Below are 20,438 nucleotides of genomic sequence, written 5' to 3'. Positions count from 1 at the left end.
GCGGATACTGAGGCCGCAAATCCGACGAAAGGCTCTCAATGCGAAAGATGGTGCTCGCAGCCGCGCTCGTGGTGCTGCCCGCCGGTCCCGCGGCCGCCGTGCCGGTCGACCCGGTGCCGCCGCCGCTGCCGCCGCCGGTCAGCGACACGGACGGCCCGACCGTGGCCCAGGCCGCGCGGCTCGTGCCCGCCTGGACCGTGCCGGCCGGCACCGTCACCGGCGACGCGCTCTACTTCGCCGGCGCGGTCTACCACGCGGAGACGCGGGTCGGCGGCGCGGACCGGGTCGGCCTGGTCCGCCGGGACACCGGCACCGGCCGGCGGCTGCCGTTCGCGGGCCGGGCCGTGCCCGGCTTCGACATCGCCACACCGGTGACCGACGGCGACTCGGTCTTCACGATCACGCCGGGCGACGGTACGGTGCGCGCCTACCGCCCGGACGGCCGGCCACGGTGGACCGCGGCGCTCCCCGGAGACCAGCGCGCCTCCTGGGTGCTGGCGACCGGCGGCCTGGTGCTGGCCGCGGCCGAGTTCCGGTGCGGTCACCACGAGGGTGACGTGTGCGAGCGGACCGTGCTGCACGCGTTCCGGGCCGGTACCGGCCGCCCGGCCTGGACCAGCGAGATCGCCGGCGGCAGCCCGGCCTCGGCCGTGGCCGGGAACCGGATCGCGATCCGCACCCGGCAGGACGACGACGACCTCTACGGCGACGACGTCGTCCCGCCCGGGCAGGAGGCGCCGTCCTTCGTCGACGACTCACCGTCGCTGGTCACCGTGCTCACGCCGGCCGGCCGGCGGGTCTGGCAGAAGCCGGTCCGGGACGGCGGCGACCTGGCCGCGGACGCGCGGGCGGTGCACGTGGCGGGTGAGCGGTTCTGCGCCTACCGGACCCGGGACGGCAAGCGGCTCTGGTGCGCGCCGAAGACCCACCGTCACCACCATCTGACCGCGGTGGACGGCCGGGTCTACGCGGGCGTCGACGACCTGACGGTGCCGGACGACCACCGCGTCGCGGCGTTCGACGCGCGGACCGGCCGGCGGCTGTGGACCGCGCCGGGGGCGCACCCGTACGGCCCGATCACGGTCGGCAACGGCGTCGTCTGGCTGCAGAGCAACACCGACATGCCGGTCACGTACCTGCTCGGGCTGCGCGCCGGCGACGGCCGTGAGCTGCGCCGGCTGCCGCTCGGCGAGTTCAGCGCCGGCGCGGTCGCGCTCGGCGTCGGCCGCGTCTTCCTGCTCCGCGGCAGCGACACGGTCGCCGCGTTCCGCTGAGCCCGCCCGCACCGCCGGTGACCGGAGACCCGGTCGCCGGCGGTCATAGGCCGGTCTCCGCGCGCAGGCCGGCGATGATGCCGGGCAACTCGGCCAGGAAGCGGTCCACGTCCGCCGCGGTGGTGTCGCGGTGCAGCGACACCCGCACGTTGCCGTGCGACAGCACGCCCATCGCCTCCAGGACGTGGCTCGGCCGCAGCGTGGACGAGGTGCACGACGAGCCGGACGAGACCGCGAAGCCGCGCCGGTCCAGCGCGTGCAGCAGCGCCTCACCGTCCACGTAGAGACAGGAGAACGTGACCAGGTGGGGCAGCCGCTCGACCGGGTCGCCGACCACCTCCACGTCCGGCACCAGCCGCGGCACCTCGGTCCGGATCCGGTCGACCAGCGCGGACTGCCGCTTCGCCTCCGCGGTCGCGTCCGTGGTCACCGCGCGCAGCGCGGCCGCGGCACCGACGATGGCCGGAAGATCAATGGCGCCGGGGGTACGGGCATAGGCCCGCTCGTCCTCCGGATAGGGCGACACCCAGCGCATGCTCTTCCGGATCGCCAGCACGCCCACGCCGGACGGCCCGCCCCACTTGCGCGCGCTGCCGGACAGCAGCGACCAGCCCGGCGGCACGCCCATCCGCCCGATCGACTGCGCCGCGTCCACGTAGAGCGGCACGCCCGACTCCGCGCAGATCTCCGCGGCCGCGGAGACCGGCTGCACGGTCCCGGCCTCGTGCGAGGCGCTGATCAGCGCGGCCAGCGCCACGCCCGGTGCGCGCACCGCGGCCTCCCAGGCGGCCAGGTCCAGCCGGCCGGTCATCGAGACGCCGACGCTCGACGTGGGCGCGCCCGCGGACGTCGCGGCGTGCAGCACCGCGGAGTGCTCGATCGCGGAGTGCACAAAGGTCTGCCCGGCCCGGCGCCGCCCGGCCAGGCCGCCCAGCACGGCCGCGTGCGCCGCGGTCGTACCGCTGGAGGTGAAGAAGAGTTCCTCGCGGCGGACCGAGAGGCACTCCGCGACGGTGGCGCGCGCGGCCTCCACCAGCTGCCGGGCCTTGCGGGACTGGCTGTAGAGCTTGCCGGGGTCGGCCCAGCCGTCGGCGAGCGCGGCCATCATCGCCTGTTTGGCGACCGGATGCAGGGGAACCGCGGAGGCGGCGTCGAGGTATGCCGTCGAAGGTCCGGGTTGCGCGGTTGAGGACACGTGCCAAACGGTATCGTCCAGATGTTCGCCGTGATCACAAAGCGCCGGACACGCGGACCCCTGGGGCTTGCACCGAGGCCAGGTCGAGTAATCTGCGGTCGATGGTGCGGCCTCAACGGTGGCACCTGACATGCGGGACCGGCCACGGGGCCTAACAGACCGACGCGGCCGGTTGTATCACACGGCGGTGAGGCATGGTGCGCGAATGAGCAACATGTACCGCGAAGGAGAGGCAGGAGCAGTGGTCGCAAAGGGTTCGGGCGTGCGCGCCTCGGACACGGGACGGGACAACGGCTCCCGCAACCGGCGGATCGCCGGACTCGGCTTCGGCGGCGTGTTGCTGGTCGCCCTGCTGAGCGGCTGTGACGTCGGTGCGGCCTTCGGCGGCTTCGGCTGGCCGCAGGGCGGGATCACGCCCCAGAGCGAGCGGATGTACGACCTGTGGATCGGTTCCGTGGTCGCGGCCCTGGTGGTCGGCGTCTTCGTGTGGGGCCTGATCTTCTGGTGCGTCATTCGTTACCGGAAGCGTGGCGAGGAGCTGCCTCCGCAGACGCGGTTCAACATGCCGATGGAGGTGCTCTACACGGTCACGCCGGTGCTCGTGGTGTGCGTGCTCTTCTACTACACCGCCATCGTGCAGACCGATGTGGACCGGCTCTCCAAGGACCCGGACGTCACCGTCGAGGTCGTCGCGTTCAAGTGGAACTGGCAGTTCAACTACCTGGCCGAGCCGGGTGAGGACGCCGAGGTGCTCGCCTCCACGATCGGCTCGACCGACGAGATCCCGCTGCTGGTCCTGCCGACCGGGCAGAAGATCCGGTTCGAGGAGACCAGCCGCGACGTGATCCACTCGTTCTGGGTGCCGGAGCTGCTGTTCAAGCGCGACGTGCTCCCGGGCAGCGCGCGCAACGTCTTCGAGGTCACGATCGACACCGAGGGCCGGTACGTCGGCCGGTGCGCCGAGCTGTGCGGCACGTACCACTCGATGATGAACTTCGAGCTGGTCTCCGTCTCGCCCGAGCGCTACCAGCAGTTCCTGGCCGCGAAGCAGGCCGGTCAGTCGACGCCCGAGGCGATGGCCACGATCGGCTTCACCGGGGACGACCGGTTCGCGATCACGACGTTCCCGTTCGAGACCAAGCGCGACAACAACAACTTCAACGGCTCGCAGGCCGAGGGCGAAGGAAGGTAGGGGTAAGCCATGAAGGCTGAATATCGGATGTTCGGCGGTGTCGCCCTCTTCCTCTTCTTCGCGGCCGCGCTCTACGGGTTCTGGACCCAGGGCGACTCGGACGCGGGCCAGCTGGAGTGGGTCGGCACGGTCGCGCTGATCCTCTCCGGCCTGCTCTGCTCGATGTGCGCCGGCTTCTTCTGGTTCGTCTCGCGGCGCATCGACCCGCGCCCGGAGGACCGGGCGGACGCGGAGATCGCCGAGGGCGCGGGCGAGGTCGGCTTCTTCAGCCCGGGCAGCTACTGGCCGTTCGGCCTGGCGCTCTCCTGCGCGCTGACCGCGCTGGGCCTGGTCTTCTTCATGTGGTGGCTGATCGGCATCGGCCTGATCGCGGTGATCTTCTCCGCGTGCGGCCTGCTGTTCGAGTACTACTCCGGTACCCGCCGGCCGGTCGAGTTCTAGGTTTCGCACGAGCGAGCGCCGCACCCCGCCGGGGTGCGGCGCTTCGCTGTCTCCTGACTCAGGCAGCGCGGCGCTGCATGGGCGCGACCCGGTTGCCGGGTGTCCGCCGCCAGACCCGCATGGTGATCGGCTGGAGCACGATGGCGGCCCCGCAGCCGGTGCAGACCAGCTCGGGGCAGTCCTCGTGATCGTCCTCGCACGGCGGGACCTCGAACGTCATCTCTCGCTGGCAGATGACGCAGTGCATCTCACGGTCCTCCACGGGTACCTCCTCGGGGAAGGGTGGGGAATTACCCGAATGTGATTCCAAAGTGCCACTGCCGGTCACGAAAGAGTGGGACATCCGCCCGGCGTGTCACAACAAAACGGACAAAAAGGCGGGGGTACGACGTATCTCACGCCGTACCCCCGTGTGATTTTGATTCTGTGAGGTTTATTCGGCGGCCTTGGCAGTGGTGGCGGCGTCGACCCACTTGGCCAGCAAGGACTCGGTGGCGCCGGAGTCGACGGCCTCGGCGGCCCGCTTCAGGCCCTCGCTGAGCGCCTCCCGCACGTCACCGGCCCCCACGGTGCGGGCGGCCAGGCCCGCGGCCGCGTTGAGCAGCACGGCGTCCCTGACCGGGCCGGTCTCACCGGCGAAGAAGCGCCGCGCGGCCGCACCGTTGAACGCCACGTCGCCGCCGCGCAGGTCGCCCGGGCCGGAGCGGGGCAGGCCCAGCTCCACCGCGTCGATGACCTGCTCGGTGACGGTGCCGCCGGCCGCGACCCAGACCCGGGTCGGCGCGGCGGTGCTGAACTCGTCCAGCCCGTCCTCGCCGCGCATGACCAGCACCGAGTCGCCGCGTGCGGCGAACACCCCGGCCATCACCGGCGCCATCCGGGTGTCGAAGCAGCCCACCGCGCCCGCGGTCGGCCGCGCCGGGTTGGTCAGCGGGCCGAGGAAGTTGAACGCGGTCGGCACGCCCAGCTCACGCCGCGGCGGGCCGACGAACCGGAAACCGGGGTGGAACCGGGCCGCGAAGCAGAAGCCGATGCCGGCCTCGCGCACGGTCCGGGCCACGCCGGCCGGCCCCAGGTCGAGCGGGATGCCGAGGTGTTCCAGCAGGTCGGCCGCGCCGCACGAGGAGGAGGCGGCCCGGTTGCCGTGCTTGACCACCGGCACACCGGCCGCGGCCACCACGACCGCGGCCATCGTCGAGATGTTCACCGTGTGCGCGCGGTCGCCGCCGGTGCCGACGATATCCACCGCGCCGGTCCTGATCTCCTCCGGCAGCGTCACCGGCACCGCGTTCGCCAGCATCGCGTCGACCAGGCCGGACAGCTCGGCCGGCGTCTCACCCTTGGCCCGCAGCGCCACGGCGAAGCCGGCCACCTGCGCGGGCGTCGCGTTCCCCGTGACGATCTCGTTCATCGCCCACCAGGTGTCCTCGGTGGACAGCTCGTCGGCTCGCAGCAGTGCGGAGAGCAGATTCGGCCAGGTCCGTTCGCCCATCGTGGGCCTCCCGAGGGTCATCTAGGGGGTTATGTCGGTTCTTACGCGCTGGTGACCTGCGGCGCCTTGCCGGAGCGGAGCATCGCCGCCACGGCCCGGCCGGTCTCCACCGGGTCGAGCGGGTGCACCAGGGTGGCGTCCACCTCGGCGAACGCGGCCAGCCATCGGTCCGCCGCGCGGGCGATCACGACGATCACCGGCGGGGGAGTCTTGTACTCGTCCTTGACCTGCCGGGCGATGCCGAGACCACCGGCCGGGCTGGCCTCGCCGTCCAGCACCATCAGGCTGATCTCGTAGTCGTCGACCAGCCGGCGGCACTCCTCCCAGCTGGCCGCGTCCGCGAACTCGACGGTCAGGCCGGGCGCGGGGCGGGTGCCGATCGCGAGGCGCATGTGGTCGCGCACCTTCTGGTCGTCGCTGTAGAGCAGCACCGTGTAGGTGCCCGCCTGCGGGTTGCTCTCGCCACTACTCATGATCCGCTCCGCTCCGCTCCGTGCCATGGTCCGGGTGCAGGTGCACTGCGGCGGCGGCGCCTGTGAGGTGCGTCGCAGCCGTCGTGCGGATGCTACTCGTCAGCCGCCGGAAGGGGATGCCCCGGCACGCCTGATCTCGCCCGTACCCTCGGCCGGTTCCTGATCTTGATCTTGGCCGGCCCGGGCCGCCGCGGCCTCCTCGCGGTCGAGCTGCCGGTCCACTCGGCGGGCCTCACGCTCCTGCTGGCGGATCCACTGCAGGATCAGCACGCCGAGCATGGTGACGCTGACGATCTCGCCGCCGGCCCACAGGATGCCGCCGGCCGTCTTCTGGTCCGTGTACGGATCGATCCAGGTCAGGCCCCGGTTCGGGTACCAGTCGCCGCCCAGCAGCGTGGTGCTCTGCATGATCGTCAGCCCGAGCACGGTGTGGAACGGCACGGAGAGCAGCATCAGCAGCGCGCGTCCCGGGTACGGCCAGCGGTTCGGCAGCGGGTCCAGCCCCAGCAGCGGCCAGAAGAAAAGGCAGCCGGTCGCCAGGAAGTGCAGGTGGACCAGCTCGTGGACGAACGAGTTCTCCAGGCTGACCCGGTAGAGCCCGGTGAAGTACAGGACGAACGGGTTGATCACGAAGATCGCGTACGCGTAGAGCGGGTGCGTCACCACCCTCGCGAACCGGCTGTGCAGCACGGACAGCAGCGTGGCCTTGGGCCGCTTGGGCAGCACCCGCAGCGCCAGCGTGACCGGCGCGCCCAGCGCCAGGAAGATCGGCGCCACCATCGACAGCACCATGTGCTGAATCATGTGGACCGAGATGACCGAGGTGTCGTACGCGTGCAGGCCGCTCAGCGTCACCACCGCGACCGAGCCGAAGCCGAGCACGAGGAAGCAGAACGTACGCAGCGCCGGCCAGTGGTCGCCGCGCAGGCGCAGCCGGTACACGCCGTAGAGGTAGAGCGCCGCGCCCACGACCAGGCCCGCGGCGAGCCAGCTGTCCACGCTGGCCTCGGTGAAGAACTTGCTCCCGGTCAGCGGCTCCACACCCGATGCTATCGGGGAAGCCGAGGTGGCGAGGGGATTCCGATCGACTCCAGGCACGTCATCGAGGCTATGCCCAGCGCTCTGAGCAGCGTCCTCCGGCCCGGGGAACTGGTCGACACGCCCCAAGATTGCCACCCCGGCGTTCTTCGCCCCACGTATAGGGCAATAATGACGGCGTGACTGCGGCAGCCATTGACAAGAGCCGGATCCATTCGCTGACCCGACCCAACATGGTCAGCGTCGGCACGATCGTGTGGCTCTCCAGCGAACTGATGTTCTTCGCGGCCCTCTTCGCGATGTACTTCTCCATCCGGGCCGCGGCGCCCGAGCAGTGGGAACACCACACCGCGGAGCTGAACATCCCGTACGCGACGACGTTCACCGTGATCCTGGTCCTGTCGTCGATCACGTGCCAGATGGGCGTGTTCGCGGCGGAGCGGGGCGACGTGCACTCGCTGCGGCGCTGGTTCACCATTACCTTTGTGATGGGCCTGGTCTTCGTGCTCGGCCAGGTGAACGAGTACATCACGCTCGTCGGCCACGGCATCAAGATCAACGCTGACGGGTACGGCTCGATGTTCTACCTGACCACGGGCTTCCACGGCCTGCACGTCACCGGCGGTCTGATCGCGTTCATCATCTTCATGATCCGCACCACCATGGGCCGCTTCACCCCCGCGCAGGCCACCGCCGCGATCGTCGTGTCCTACTACTGGCACTTCGTCGACGTCGTGTGGATCGCCCTGTTCGGGATGATCTACTGGATCCAGTAGATCTCCAGCGTCACATTCCGGGCCACCGCCCCGTCCCTTGAGCACGAACGGTCTACCACCGCGTAAGGACTCCTTGCCATGACTTCTGATTCCCCCGCCCGGCGTGCGGGCCGCGGCGGCGGCTTCCGCTCGCGGTGGCGCCGTGGGCGTAACTCGCCGCCGAGCAAGCTCCGGCGCCGCGCCGGTGCCGCGGTGCGGATGGTCGCCGCGCTGATGCTGGCCGGAGGCGTGTACACGCTTCTCGCGCCGAGCGCCCAGGCGCAGGAGGACGTCGCGCTCTCCACCGCGGCTGCGCAGGGCAAGGAGATCTTCGACAACAGCTGCATCACCTGCCACGGCCGCAACGCCCAGGGCATCGAGGGCCGCGGCCCGAGCCTGATCGGCGTCGGCTCCGCCTCCGTCGAGTTCCAGGTGGAGACCGGGCGCATGCCCATGGTCCGCCAGGAGGCGCAGGCCGAGGAGAAGATGCCGCAGTTCAACGACGAGCAGGCGCAGCAGCTCGCGCAGTACATCCAGGAGCTCGGCGGCGGTCCGGAGATCCCGGACGGCCCGCTGACCCACGACATCGACGCGGACCCGGACGCGCTCTCCCGCGGTGGCGAGCTGTTCCGGCTCAACTGCACCTCCTGCCACGGCTTCGGCGGCGGTGGCGGAGCGCTCTCGTCCGGCAAGTTCGCGCCGGCGCTCACCGACGTCAGTGAGCGGCACATCTACGCGGCCATGCTCTCCGGCCCGCAGAACATGCCGGTCTTCGGTGACAACCAGCTGACGCCGGACGAGAAGCGGGACATCATCACCTACATCACCGGCCAGCTGCAGGACGGCGGCGACCCGGGCGGCTTCAACCTCGGCCGCTTCGGCCCGATCACCGAGGGGCTGGCCATCTTCCTGGTCGGCATCACGGCGCTGGTCTTCACGTGCCTCTGGATTGCGGGTAAGTCGTGAGCACTAAGACTCCGTCCACGGAAGCGGTGGACATCAACGACCCGAAGCTCTCCCGCTTCGAGATCATCCGAGAGGGTGCACGGCGGGACGACATCGAGATCGTGCACTACGAGCCGCAGTTTCCGCCCGGCAGCAAGGCCGAGAAGCGGATGGTCCGGATCGTCGCCACGTTCTTCCTGATCACCGGTGTCGCCTCGCTCGCGTTCCTCGGCGTCTTCATCTTCTGGCCCTGGGAGTACGAGCACGGCGCGTACACGCTGAGCAAGTTCTACACGCCGCTGCTCGGCGTCACGCTCGGCATCGCACTGCTCGGCATCGGCTTCGGCATCCTGACCTGGGCCAAGAAGCTGCTCCCGCACGAGATCTCGGTGCAGGACCGGCACGTCGGCACGGACCCGGAGTCGCAGAAGCTGACCGGCGAGACCGCGCTCTACATGCTCGACGAGCTGGGTCTCAAGCGCCGCCCGCTGCTGAAGGGCGCGATCGGGCTCGGTCTCGCACCGGTCGCCGTGGTCGCGGCCGCGCCGCTGATCGGCGGCCTGATCAAGGACCCGCACGGCGAGGAGCGCCAGTCGATGTACAAGACCGGGTTCAACCCGGTCTACAACGACGGCAACCTGGTCCGGCTGGTCCAGCTGGACGGCTCGCCGGTCCGCCCGGAGGACGTCAGCGCCGGCGGTCAGATCACGGTCTTCCCGGGCATCGCGCACGGCAACACGAACGAGTGGGCCGACTCGCCCACGCTGCTGATCCACCTGCGTGAGGACGACGCGCGGAAGGCGGCGGCCGCGGCCGACGCCGACGAGATCAACCGTGGTGCGTACTACGGGAACTATGTCGCTTTTACCAAGATCTGTTCGCACGCCGGCTGCCCTGCCAGCCTCTACGAGCAGCAGACAAATCGGCTGCTGTGCCCCTGCCACCAGTCGCAGTTCCTTATCATTGACAACGCCCGGCCAGTGTTCGGCCCCGCGCACAAGCGGCTCGCGATGCTGCCGATCGACGTCGACAGCGAGGGCTTCTTCGTGGCGAAGTCGGACTACAAGGAGACCGTCGGGCCGGACTTCTGGGAGCGGCCATGAAACGCCGGAAGCTTGACCTCGGCGCCGTGCCCGGCAACGTGGCACGCGGTGCCGATGAGCGCCTGCAGGCCTCCACGCCTCTGCGCGGCCTGCTGAACAAGGTCTTCCCGGACCACTGGTCGTTCCTGCTGGGCGAGATCGCGCTGTTCTCGTTCGTCGTCCTGCTGCTGACCGGCGTGTTCCTGACCCTCTTCTTCGACCCGTCGATGCGCGAGGTCGTCTACAACGGCTCCTACCCGGGCCTGCGCGGGCAGATGATGTCCGCGGCGTACGCGTCGTCGCTGGACATCTCGTTCGACGTCCGCGGTGGCCTGATCATGCGGCAGATGCACCACTGGGCCGCGCTCATGTTCATGGCCGCGATCGTCATCCACATGTTCCGGGTGTTCTTCACCGGTGCGTTCCGCAAGCCGCGCGAGACCAACTGGGTCATCGGCGTGACGCTGTTCCTCCTGGGCTTCTTCGCCGGCTTCACCGGCTACTCGCTCCCGGACGACGGCCTCTCCGGCACCGGTCTCCGCATCGCCTCGGCGATCATGCTGTCCTTCCCGGTCATCGGCTCGTGGCTGTCCAGCTCCGTGTTCGGCGGCGAGTTCCCGGGCATGCTGATCATCCCGCGGTTCTTCATCGCGCACGTGCTGATCATCCCGGCGCTGCTGCTCGGCCTGATCGCCGCGCACCTCGGCCTGGTCTTCGCGCAGAAGCACACGCAGTGGCCGGGCCCGGGCCGGACCAACGAGAACGTGGTCGGCGAGCGGATGTTCCCGCGCTACGCGATGAAGCAGGGCGGCTTCTTCATGGCCGTCTTCGGTGTCATCGCGTTCATGGCCGGTGCCTTCCAGATCAACCCGATCTGGCTGTTCGGGCCGTACCGGGCGTCCGAGGTCTCCTCGGCCTCCCAGCCGGACTGGTACGTCATGTTCATGGACGGCCTGGTCCGCCTGATGCCGGACTGGGACATCTTCATCCCGCTGAAGATCGGCGGTGGTGAGGGCTACGTCATCCCGCCGATGTTCTGGCCGGCCGGTGTGCTGCTCGGCGTGCTGATCGTGCTGCCGATGCTGTACCCGGCGATCGAGGCGCGGCTGACCGGCGACAAGCGCATCCACAATCTGCTGGAGCGCCCGCGCGACAACCCGCACCGCACCGCGCTCGGCATGATGGCGGTCTCGTTCTACATCATCGCCACCATCTCCGGCGGCAACGACGTGGTGGCGGACAAGTTCCACATCAGCCTGAACGCGATGACCTGGGTGGGCCGCATCGGTCTGCTGATCGTCCCGCCGATCGCGTACTGGGTGACGTACCGCATCTGCCTGGGCCTCCAGCAGCACGACCGCGAGGTGCTGGCGCACGGTGTCGAGACCGGCATCATCAAGCGCCTGCCGGACGGCCGGTTCGTCGAGGTGCACCAGCCGCTGGCGGCGCCGGACGAGCACGGCCACACCCACCTGGAGTACACGGGCTGGGTCGTGCCGAAGAAGATGAACCGGGTCGGCGCGCTCGGGCCGGCGATCAAGGGCTTCTTCTTCCCGATCGAGAAGCCGGTCGAGGCCCCGGTCTCGCCCGGTCACCCGCCGGTCGACCCCGCCGCCAAGCGCGAGGAAGTCGGCAGCAGCCACTGACGTACGCGTCCCGAAAGCCCGCCGGTCTCTGTGGAGGCCGGCGGGCTTTTCGTCCTCCGGGTTGACTGTGCCGTAAGCACACGGTTTGGGATGGGGGTGAAACTCACCAACCGGGAGGGTCGGTATGAATCGAAGTCGGAGCCTGGGTCTGGTGGCCCTGTCGCTCGTCACCGCGGTGACCGCGTCGCTGCTGGCGGCGCCGGCCGGGGTGGCGGCGCCCGTGTCCCGGGTGGCGTGGGCGGACTGCCCGGACGACGTGGGCGCGGTGACCGCGCCGGTCGTGCTGGAGTGCGGGACCGTGCCGGTGCCGCTGGACTACCGCGACCCCGAGGGCACCCAGATCGAGATCATGGTGTCCCGCCTGGCCAGCACGGCCCCGGCGAAGCGGCACGGCATCCTGCTGACCAATCCGGGCGGTCCGGGCGGCTCCGGGCTGTCCATGCCGGCGGACCTGGCCAACCTGGGCATCCCGTCGTCGCTGCTGGACATGTACGACATCATCGGCATGGATCCGCGTGGCGTCGGCCATTCCGCACCGGTGCACTGCGGGATCACGGCGGACCTGGGCTACCTGTCGAACATCCCGCCGTACGCGGTGGACGAGGCCGCGGTCGACGCACACGCCGCGGTTGCGCGGTCGGTCGCGGAGCGGTGCGCGGCCAACGACCCGGACGGCCGGATGGCGCACATGACCACCGCGAACACGTCACGCGACCTGGACTCGATCCGGGCCGCGCTCGGCGAGACCAAGGCCAGCTTCTTCGGCCTGTCCTACGGCACCGCACTGGGCGCGGCGTACGCATCGATGTTCCCGCACACCACGGACCGGATCATCATCGACAGCAACCTCGGCACCACCGCGATCGACCGGGACGCGCTCCGGCGGTTCGGCCTGGGCATGGAGCAGACATTCCCGGACTTCGCGACCTGGGCGGCGGCGCGGCACGGCGCCTACGGCATCGGGCGGACCGCGGCGGAGGTGCGGCGGAACTACGTCACGCTGGCGGAGCGGCTCGACGCGACACCGGTGGACGGCTTCAGCGGCTGGATGTTCCGGGCGGTCATCTTCGGCACGCTCTACACCGAGGCCCGCTACGCGGCGGCCGCTCAGCTGTGGCAGGCGCTGCAGAACGCGGACGAGGCCGCGGTCACCCGGCTGGCGGCCACCGCCGCGGAACCGATCCCGAGCGACAACTTCTTCTCCGCGTTCCTGGCCGTGACCTGCAACGACACCGACTGGGCCGAGGATGTGGCGACGTACCGGCGGGCGGTGGCGCAGGACCGGAAGCGGTACCCGCTGTTCGGCGCCGCGTCCGCCAACATCACGCCGTGCGCGTTCTGGCCGTACGAGCAGTCCGAGCCGACCGTGAAGATCAACCGTAACGGCCCGCGCAACGTGCTGGTCATTCAGAACGAGCGTGACCCGGCCACGCCGCTCCGGGGCGGCGAGATGATCCGGTCCGACTTCGGCAAGCGCTCGTCGCTGCTGACCGTGGACGGCAGCGGCCACGGCGTCTACGTCTACGGCGACAACGCCTGCGCGCTGACCGTGGCCACCGAGTACCTGATCAGCGGTGTTCTGCCCCGGGACACGCACTGCGGTGCCGGTGCGCGGGCGCTGGACGCGCGGTCGCAGCAGCGCCGGGCGGACACGCTCGACCGGCTGTCCTACCCGCTCTCTTCCCCGCGCTGACGGGCCGCGGGGTGGGCGGCCCGGCCGCCCACCCCGTGCTCAGTCCGTCTCCGGCAGGCCGATCGCGAACGCCTCCTCGAGGTCGTGCTGGGAGTAGGCCCGGAAGGCGATGTGCGACTCCGTGTTGAGCACGCCGGGGACCTTGGAGATGCCGCCCGCGATCACCTCGGCGATCTGCTCGAACTGCCGGACGCGGATGATCGCGATCAGGTCGACGTGGCCGGCGGTGGAGTAGACCTCGCTGACGCCCGGCAGCGCGGCCAGCGTCTCGGCCACCTCCGGGATCGAGTCGGTGGCACAGTCGATGAGGACGATCGCGGTGATCACCGGACGGCTCCCTTGATCAGCGGAAATCGGGTCAGCTCATGCTAGCCGGGACGGTGAGGTCGTCGCCGACCCGGATCGCGGACGTCAGCGTCTCACCGGCGTGCACCCGCCCGCCCGGCCAGACCACGGCGTCGCGGACATCGCCGTCGATGCGCGCGCCGGCGCCGACGACCGCGCGTTCCACCGTGCCGCGCACGGTCGCGTCCGGTGCGACGAGGCTCGCGCCGCCGGCCGCGTGCAGGTTCGCGGCCAGGTAGAGCGACGGCGTACCGGTGTCCAGGTACGTTCCGGCGTAGGGCACCACGGTGAGCGCGCCCTCTCGCTCGGCCGGGCGCCACACCGAGCGCACCACCTCGTGCTTCTCGTCCGGCAGCGACGCCACGAACCGCCACGGGATCAGCGAGAAGCCGGCGAAGTCGTAGTCCCCGAACTCGCCCTTGCCGGACGCGGCCGGGCGGCCCAGCATGCGCACGGACGTGCCGTCCCAGCCGTCGATCAGCGCGGCGATGTCCGGCCCCGGGCCCAGCACCGGATCGTGCAGGTACGCGTCCGCGTTGCCGAGCAGCACGCCACGGCCGTCCACCCAGGACCGCAGCCGGGCCAGGCCGCCGCCGGTGCCGAGCGGGCCGTCCGGCTCCACCGAGACGTGTGCGCGGCCCTCCGCGTGCCGGGCCACCGCCTCGCCCAGGTATGCGGCGTTCACGGCGGCCGGCAGGCCGAGCGCGTCCACCCGGGCCAGCGCACGGTCCAGCAGCGGGACGTTGCCGACCGGGCAGAGCGCCTTCGGCACGTTCAGCGTCAGCGGGCGCAGGCGCTGTCCCTCTCCGGCGGCCAGGATGACCGCGGCTATGTCGCTCATCCGCGGGCCGGGATCGCCGGGACCGCGCCGGGCGCGGCGGCCGGGCCGATGCCGAACATGCCGAGCAGCCGGCCGGTCGCGGGGGAGAGCTTCGGCAGGTCGTCCAGCGCGAACCAGCGCAGTTCCAGCACCTCCGCGCCGTCCGCGCGCACCGGCGCGGTCGAGGCGGGCACGAACGCGTGGTAGCACATGTCCACCCAGCCCTTCGCGTGCACGATCGCGTTCGGCGTGGCCGGGACCAGGTCGGCACGGGAGAGCTTCAGGCCGGTCTCCTCGTGCAGCTCGCGCAGCGCGCCGTCGATCGGCGCCTCCCTCCGCTGCAACAGGCCGGCCGGCAGCGTCCAGCTCACGCCTGGGGGCTGGCGGAGCAGCAGCAGGCGGCCGGGTGCGGGCGCCTCGGAGTCGTGCACGAACACCACGGAACCGACGACGTACTTCGGCACGACCGCGCGCACGATGCGGCGTCGGAGGACCAGCGGCAGCCGGTAGAACGTGCCGTAGGCGACGGCACGGAGCGCGGTGGAGTGGCGGAGATTCACATTTGCAAGGCTAGCCTCAGTCAGGATGATCGACCGAGGCGACCAGCTTCTGTGCGAGGTCGTCCGGGTCGAGCGTCCGATCGAAGACCGCCACCAGCAGCGTCTCCAGGTCGGGGTAGCCGAGCTGCTCGGCCAGGCGCAGCAGCGGGCGCTCGCTGGCCAGCCCGCGGTTGTGCTTGCGCAGCAGCGTCAGCCCGATCGTGGCGCGGCCCAGCCGTACCTTGTCCGTGATCGTCATGCCGGGCGCGTCCTTCTCCGCGAACCGGCGGTTGAGCTGCAACTGCGCGTGCGACGTCTTGACGTACTGCAACCAGTCGCGGTGCGGGCCGCGGTGCAGCGGGTCGGAGTCGCCGTCGTCGTCGAGGAACAGCTCGACCACGTCGCCCTCGGCCAGCTCGGAGAGCATCGGCGCGGTACGCCCGTTGATCGTCACGGCCACGCAGCGCTCGCCCGCGTCCGTGCCCACCTCGTAGGCCAGGTCGACGGAGGTAGCACCGAGGGGCAGCACCACCGGCCGCCCCTCGCAGAAAACCTGGATCTGTGACTCGGCCAGCTCACATCGGAGCGAGTCGAGGAAGACCGCGGCGTCCTTCGCCTCGGGCTCCCAGTCGAGCACGCGATGCAGCCAGTCCAGCTGCTCCGCCCCCTCGCCGTGCGCGACGAGCTTGGGGAACCGGTACGGCGCGGCCACGCCGAACTCGGCCAGCCGGTGCATCGCCTCGGTCCGGATCAGTACCTCCACCGTGCGCCCGTGCGGCCCGGTGACCGTGGTGTGCAGCGAGCGGTAGAGGTTGTTCTTCGGCGAGGCGATGAAGTCCTTGAACCGGCCGGCCACCGGGCGCCACTTCGTGTGGATCGCGCCGAGCGCCATGTAGCAGTCGGTGTCCGTGCCGTCCACCACGATCGCGATCCGGGGCAGGTCGAACGGCTCCGCGTACTCCCCGCGGACCGTGTCCTTCCAGATCGAGTAGAGATGCCGGGGCCGGGGCGAGACCGAGGCGGTCACCCGCTGCCGGCGCAGCGCGGTCCGGGACTGCTTGACCACGTCGTCGAGGTAGTCGTCCCAGCCGCGGCGGTTGGCCACGTACGCCGAGATGCGCTCGTGCGCGTCCGGCTGGAGGTGCAGCAGCACCACGTCGTCCAGCTCGCGCTTGAGCCACTGGATGCCGAGCTTGTCGCAGAGCGGTACCAGCACGTCCAGCGTGGCCTTGGCGATCCGCTCGCGGGACGCGTTGGAGCGCGCGCCCAGCGTGCGCATGTTGTGCACCCGGTCGGCCAGCTTGATGATCAGCACCCGGACGTCCTTGCCGGCCGCCACGATCATCTTGCGGATCGTCTCCGACTCCGCGGCCTTGCCGTAGAACGACTTGTCGAACTTGGTCACGCCGTCGACCAGATGGGCCACCTCGTCGCCGAAGTCACCCCGCAGCGCCTCCAGCGTGTACGACGTGTCCTCGACCGTGTCGTGCAGCAGCGCCGCGATCAGCGTGGTCGTGTCCATGCCCATCTCGGCCAGGATCTCCGCGACCGCGAGCGGATGCGTGATGTACGGATCGCCGCTCTTGCGCATCTGCCCCCGGTGACAGTTGTCCGCGACCCGGTAGGCGTGCCGCAGAACCGCGATGTCGCCGGACGGATGGACCGACTTGTGCAACTTGACCAGCTTGGTGACCGGGTCGTTCTCCGGTGGCTGCCAGGAGAGCAGCGCACGCAGCCTCCGGGTCAAGGGCACGTCGGGGGAGGGCAGTGCACGTCCCAGTGCGGCGCCGTGGCCGGCGTCGACGTCCACCCGGACACCTCCTCAATAAGCCGCTTCTGCCCTAAAACGAGCGCGGCCCGGAACAGTGTTGCTCTACAGCCTATGCGAGGCTTCGTCATGCGAATGGTTACTTGCCTATGACCGAACGGCTGAGTTATTTGCCGACAAGGCCCCTTCCGCCCTGGCCAGGAGCTCGCCGAAGCGCGCGGCGCCCCGTACCGGAGACGACCACGTGTCCGTCATCTCCACCAACCGGGTCTCCGGGCGTTCCAGCCACGCAAGGATGCGCTCCGACTCCTCGGCGGTCGCGGCCGGGGTCGGCCCCGGGCCGGGCAGCACCGTCTCCGCGGTCAGCCGCAACGACTCGATCGTCGGCCGCGGGTGCACCCGGGGCGGCGACACCCCGGCCGCGGCCAGCCGTCCGTGCCGGACGATCGCCAGGTCCCAGCCGCCGCCGGCGTGCGGCCGGGCCGCGACCAGCTCGGCCTGCGAGGTGAGGCCGGACAGCCGCTGCATGCGGATCAGCGCGCGCAGCAGCGCGGCCATCCGGCCCCGCAGCACGGCGGCCTCCTCGTACCGCTGGGCGCTGGAGAAATTCTCGATCCTGGTCATCAGCGCGGTGATCAGCGGGCCGGGGTCGCCGGTGACCGCGGTCCGGAACGGCGTGGCGGCCATCGCGTCGTACTCGTCCACGGTGACCCGGTGCTCGCACGGCGCCGGGCATTTGCCCAGCTCGGCCAGCGCGCAGGCGGGCATCGGGACGCGCACCGAGAGCTTGTGCCCGCACTGCCGGACCGGGATCGCGTCGTAGACGCCGGACGCGGCCAGCTCCGCGGCCCGCCGTGACGAGAACGGGCCGAGGTAGGTGCCGCCGTCGTCGGCCAGCGCGCGGACCATGGACAGCCGCGGGAACACCTCCGTGGTCAGCTTCAGCCAGACCACCCGTTCGGGGAACTTCGACCGCCGGTTGTACGGCGGGGCGTGCGCCGCGATCAGCCGCAGCTCGCGCACCTCCGCCTCCAGCCCGTGCGCGCACTCGATCGCCTCGACCCGGACCGCCGCGTTGAGCATCTCGGACATCCGCGCACGCTTCTCCGCGGCCGTGAAGTAGCTGCGCACCCGGGTCGCGATGTCCACCGAGGTGCCGACGTAGAGCGGGCGGTCGTCGGCGGCGCGGAACACGTACACCCCCGGGACCTTGGGCAGGTCCTCGGCCAGATGCTTCTTGCGGCGCTGGGTGGGCGTCACCGCCTTCCCGAACTCGATCGCCTCGCCCAGCGTGGACACGTTGTGGCTGCCCATCCGGTCGAACAGGCCGTGCAGGACCTCCACGGTGGCGCGTGCGTCGTCCAGCGCACGGTGCGTCGGCGTGGTCTGCGCACGGAAGAACGCGGCCAGCGTGCCGAGTTTCCGGTTCGGCACCTCGTCGCGGGTCAGCGCGCGCCGGGCCAGTGCGGCCGTGTCCAGCACCTTCACCGGCGGCCAGTCGTAGCCGAGCCGGGCGCAGGCGGCCTTCAGGAAACCCACGTCGTACGGCGCGTTGTGCGCGACCAGCACGGCGCCCCGGACGAACTCCAGGAACGCGGGCAGCACCTCCTCGATCGGCGGCGCCGGTGCCAGCATCGCCTCGGTGATGCCGGTCAGCACCGTGATGAACGGCGGGATCGCCTCGCCCGGGTTGACCAGCGTGCCGAAGACGCCCAGCTCCTCGCCGCCACGCACCTTCACCGCGCCGATCTCGGTGATGCCGATGGCGTTGCTGCCGTCCGGCTTGGCCGGGGCGCCGCCGGTCGTCTCCAGGTCCACCACCACGAACGTCACCCCGGACAGCGGCATGGACCCGGGGTCGTCGTCGTCGAGCAGCAGGCCCTGGACGAAGTTTTCGGTTTGTGCCACCAGGGCACGGTAGGCGGAGGGTCCGACACTTCTGCACCGGGTGACCCAGGAGTAGCCTGGGCGGACCAGGAGAGATCAAAAGCCGCTGTCGCGCGGTCGGGGGCCGGACAGTGGGAGACTTGACGTATGTCCGTACCGGCGCCGCCCGACGACCGCTCCCCCGGGGAAGCGGCGCCGTACCCTGCGATCATTCGGCTCCCCGACTCCGTCGAGTCCCATGACCTGGGCGAATCGGCCGAGCCGATCCTGCCGGAGCAGGTCCGCCAGCGGGTGATCCAGCTCACCGCCGCGCTGCTGCCGGGGCTGCCGTACGACGAGATCCCCGACGTGCTGCGCAAGGTGGCCCGGTTCGCGCCGAACCGGCGTGCCCGGCTCGGCGGCACCGCGATAGCCACCCAGCTCGCCGCGGACCCGCTGTTCCGCCAGCGGATCGGCCGCAAGGCCTCGGCCGAGGCCGGTGACCTGGGCACCGCGATCGCCGAGGGCACGGCCGTGGGCGCGGCCGACCCGGTCGAAGTGGCCGCGCTGGCCTACCTGGTCCGCCCGGCCGGCTGGTTCGACCTGGTCGCGGCCGCCGGCGAGGCGGTCCGGGCGGAGGCGGACAGCGCCGCGGTCAGCGAGGCCGTGCGCGCGGCCGAGCAGCGTGCGGCCCGCGCCGAGCACGATCGCGCGGTCGCCCGCGTCGAGGCGGACAAGCTTCGCGACGAGCTGGCCCGGGTCCGTGAGGAGCTCGGCCAGCTCCGCGAGGAGCACCGCACCACGGCCCGCGCACTGCGCGAGACGCAGGCCCGCGAGCGGAAGGCGGCGGAGATGCTCGCCACCGAGAAGGGCCGGGCCAAGAGCGCGGCCGACCGGCACGACCAGGAGCTGCGCAAACTCCGGTCCAAGCTGGCCGACGCGGAGGCGGCGGCGAGCGGCGCCCGGTCCGCGGTCCGCGACTCCCGCACGGCCGACGACGCCCGGCTCTGGCTGCTGCTGGAGACGATCGGGCAGGCCGCCAACGGGCTGCGCCGCGAGCTGGCGATCGGCCCGGCCGACCGGCTCCCGGCCGACCTGGTCGCGGACGCCACCGCGGACCGTCCGGAGGCGCCGGACCGGGTCGGCGCGCGCGCCACCGACAACGATGACCCGGCCCGCCTCGACCAGCTGCTCGCGCTGCCGAAGGCGCACCTGATCGTGGACGGTTACAACGTCACCAAGCGCGGCTGGTCCGAGATGTCGCTGGAACACCAGCGCAAACGCCTCATCACCGGCCTCGGCGGGATAGCGGCGCAGACCGGCGACGAGGTCACCTGCGTCTTCGACGGCGCGGAGCGGCAGCACGGGCTGCCACCGGCGCCGCGCGGCGTGCGCGTGCTCTTCTCCCGCAAGGGCGAGACCGCGGACGAGGTGATCCGCCGCCTGGTCCGGGCGGAGCCGTCCGGACGCCCGGTGATCGTCATCTCCTCGGACCGGGAGGTGGCGGACGGCGTCCGGCGGCACGGCGCCTACCCGCTGGCTGCGGATTCGCTGCTGCGACGCCTCTCGAGATCATAGACGCCGGTTTTTGTCATACCCCTCACCTAGCGTGTACGTGGTATCCGTGAGGAGGAGCGATGATCGTCGACTGCGACACCTGTGCCGTCCGTGGCACCGGCTGTGCCGACTGCGCCATCCACGTCCTGTTCCACACCCCGCCGGAGATCGAGCGGCTCACCCCCGACGAGATCAACGCCATCGAGATGTTCGCCCGCGCCGGCCTCGAGCCCGAGGTCGTCGAGGTGCCGGACGAGGCCGTCGTCCCACGCACGCCGCTGCGCCTGGTCCCGCTCCGCCGCGACGTGGCCTGACCA

General features: G+C 71.0%; 20 protein-coding genes. 10 read left to right on the top strand and 10 right to left on the bottom strand.

Annotated elements, in window-relative coordinates:
- Positions 1–47 precede the first annotated feature (47 nt).
- Complete coding sequence (locus tag J2S42_RS13020) at positions 48–1,274, top strand: outer membrane protein assembly factor BamB family protein (RefSeq protein ID WP_307238930.1); 1,227 nt, start codon at positions 48–50, stop codon at positions 1,272–1,274.
- Positions 1,275–1,317: 43 nt separating this feature from the next.
- Here the strand turns inward: J2S42_RS13020 and J2S42_RS13015 are convergent, their stop codons facing one another.
- Positions 1,318–2,469: a cysteine desulfurase family protein gene (locus J2S42_RS13015; RefSeq protein WP_307238928.1), complete on the bottom strand. Its 1,152-nt coding sequence runs from the start codon at positions 2,467–2,469 to the stop codon at positions 1,318–1,320.
- 214 nt (positions 2,470–2,683) lie between these two features.
- Here J2S42_RS13015 and ctaC point away from each other — a divergent pair, with 214 nt between their 5' ends.
- Both ctaC and J2S42_RS13005 read left to right on the top strand, forming a co-directional pair.
- Positions 2,684–3,661 (top strand): aa3-type cytochrome oxidase subunit II, encoded by a 978-nt coding sequence (ctaC, locus tag J2S42_RS13010; protein ID WP_370879388.1) that lies wholly within the window; start codon positions 2,684–2,686, stop codon positions 3,659–3,661.
- A gap of 9 nt (positions 3,662–3,670) precedes the next feature.
- On the top strand, positions 3,671–4,102 hold the full coding sequence (locus tag J2S42_RS13005) for a cytochrome c oxidase subunit 4 (RefSeq protein WP_307238924.1): 432 nt from the start codon (positions 3,671–3,673) through the stop codon (positions 4,100–4,102).
- 58 nt (positions 4,103–4,160) lie between these two features.
- Here the strand turns inward: J2S42_RS13005 and J2S42_RS13000 are convergent, their stop codons facing one another.
- The 4 genes from J2S42_RS13000 to J2S42_RS12985 all read right to left on the bottom strand — a co-directional run bounded on the left by J2S42_RS13000 (position 4,161) and on the right by J2S42_RS12985 (position 7,108).
- On the bottom strand, positions 4,161–4,364 hold the full coding sequence (locus J2S42_RS13000; RefSeq protein WP_307238922.1) for a hypothetical protein: 204 nt from the start codon (positions 4,362–4,364) through the stop codon (positions 4,161–4,163).
- Positions 4,365–4,535: 171 nt separating this feature from the next.
- Positions 4,536–5,594 (bottom strand): anthranilate phosphoribosyltransferase, encoded by a 1,059-nt coding sequence (gene trpD, locus J2S42_RS12995; RefSeq protein WP_307248731.1) that lies wholly within the window; start codon positions 5,592–5,594, stop codon positions 4,536–4,538.
- Between the two features lie 41 nt (positions 5,595–5,635).
- Entirely contained in the window at positions 5,636–6,067 is a 432-nt protein-coding gene (locus tag J2S42_RS12990) for a hypothetical protein (RefSeq protein WP_307238920.1), read from the bottom strand.
- Positions 6,068–6,166: 99 nt separating this feature from the next.
- Entirely contained in the window at positions 6,167–7,108 is a 942-nt protein-coding gene (locus J2S42_RS12985) for a cytochrome c oxidase assembly protein (protein WP_307238918.1), read from the bottom strand.
- Positions 7,109–7,284: 176 nt separating this feature from the next.
- Between J2S42_RS12985 and ctaE the strand changes: the two genes are divergently transcribed.
- The 5 genes from ctaE (at position 7,285) to J2S42_RS12960 (ending at position 13,226) form a co-directional block, all read left to right on the top strand.
- On the top strand, positions 7,285–7,881 hold the full coding sequence (gene ctaE, locus J2S42_RS12980; RefSeq protein ID WP_307238916.1) for an aa3-type cytochrome oxidase subunit III: 597 nt from the start codon (positions 7,285–7,287) through the stop codon (positions 7,879–7,881).
- Between the two features lie 78 nt (positions 7,882–7,959).
- Positions 7,960–8,826, top strand: a complete 867-nt coding sequence (gene qcrC, locus J2S42_RS12975; RefSeq protein WP_307238914.1) for a cytochrome bc1 complex diheme cytochrome c subunit — start codon at positions 7,960–7,962, stop codon at positions 8,824–8,826.
- Entirely contained in the window at positions 8,823–9,908 is a 1,086-nt protein-coding gene (qcrA, locus tag J2S42_RS12970; RefSeq protein ID WP_307238912.1) for a cytochrome bc1 complex Rieske iron-sulfur subunit, read from the top strand. The genes qcrC and qcrA overlap by 4 nt, the downstream gene beginning before the upstream one ends.
- Positions 9,905–11,533, top strand: coding sequence for a cytochrome bc1 complex cytochrome b subunit (qcrB, locus tag J2S42_RS12965; protein WP_307238910.1), 1,629 nt, complete (start codon positions 9,905–9,907; stop codon positions 11,531–11,533). The genes qcrA and qcrB overlap by 4 nt, the downstream gene beginning before the upstream one ends.
- 151 nt (positions 11,534–11,684) lie before the next feature.
- A complete protein-coding gene (locus J2S42_RS12960) occupies positions 11,685–13,226 on the top strand; it encodes an alpha/beta hydrolase (RefSeq protein WP_307238908.1) in 1,542 nt (513 codons plus the stop codon).
- 39 nt (positions 13,227–13,265) lie between these two features.
- On the opposite strand, the gene J2S42_RS12955 is transcribed toward J2S42_RS12960, so the two are convergent.
- The 5 genes from J2S42_RS12955 to J2S42_RS12935 form a co-directional block, all read right to left on the bottom strand.
- Positions 13,266–13,553 carry an Lrp/AsnC family transcriptional regulator gene (locus J2S42_RS12955; RefSeq protein WP_307238906.1) on the bottom strand — a complete coding sequence of 96 codons (288 nt, stop codon included), beginning with the start codon at positions 13,551–13,553 and terminating at the stop codon, positions 13,266–13,268.
- Positions 13,554–13,584: 31 nt separating this feature from the next.
- Positions 13,585–14,412, bottom strand: coding sequence for an NTP transferase domain-containing protein (locus tag J2S42_RS12950; RefSeq protein ID WP_307238905.1), 828 nt, complete (start codon positions 14,410–14,412; stop codon positions 13,585–13,587).
- Positions 14,409–14,951, bottom strand: a complete 543-nt coding sequence (locus J2S42_RS12945) for an NUDIX hydrolase (protein WP_307238902.1) — start codon at positions 14,949–14,951, stop codon at positions 14,409–14,411. Before J2S42_RS12945 ends, J2S42_RS12950 begins: the two co-directional genes overlap by 4 nt.
- 16 nt (positions 14,952–14,967) lie before the next feature.
- Positions 14,968–16,740 carry a RelA/SpoT family protein gene (locus tag J2S42_RS12940; RefSeq protein WP_307238900.1) on the bottom strand — a complete coding sequence of 591 codons (1,773 nt, stop codon included), beginning with the start codon at positions 16,738–16,740 and terminating at the stop codon, positions 14,968–14,970.
- A 105-nt stretch (positions 16,741–16,845) separates the two neighbouring features.
- Positions 16,846–18,546 carry a DEDD exonuclease domain-containing protein gene (locus J2S42_RS12935; RefSeq protein ID WP_307248729.1) on the bottom strand — a complete coding sequence of 567 codons (1,701 nt, stop codon included), beginning with the start codon at positions 18,544–18,546 and terminating at the stop codon, positions 16,846–16,848.
- 186 nt (positions 18,547–18,732) lie between these two features.
- On the opposite strand from J2S42_RS12935, the gene J2S42_RS12930 reads away from it, so the two are divergent.
- Both J2S42_RS12930 and J2S42_RS12925 read left to right on the top strand, forming a co-directional pair.
- Complete coding sequence (locus tag J2S42_RS12930; RefSeq protein ID WP_307238898.1) at positions 18,733–20,142, top strand: NYN domain-containing protein; 1,410 nt, start codon at positions 18,733–18,735, stop codon at positions 20,140–20,142.
- A gap of 59 nt (positions 20,143–20,201) precedes the next feature.
- Entirely contained in the window at positions 20,202–20,435 is a 234-nt protein-coding gene (locus J2S42_RS12925) for a hypothetical protein (protein WP_307238896.1), read from the top strand.
- Positions 20,436–20,438 lie beyond the last annotated feature (3 nt).

This window comes from Catenuloplanes indicus (assembly GCF_030813715.1).
In the GTDB taxonomy this organism is placed as follows: Bacteria; Actinomycetota; Actinomycetes; order Mycobacteriales; family Micromonosporaceae; genus Catenuloplanes; species Catenuloplanes indicus.
This window is presented reverse-complemented; position numbering and strand designations above follow the sequence as displayed.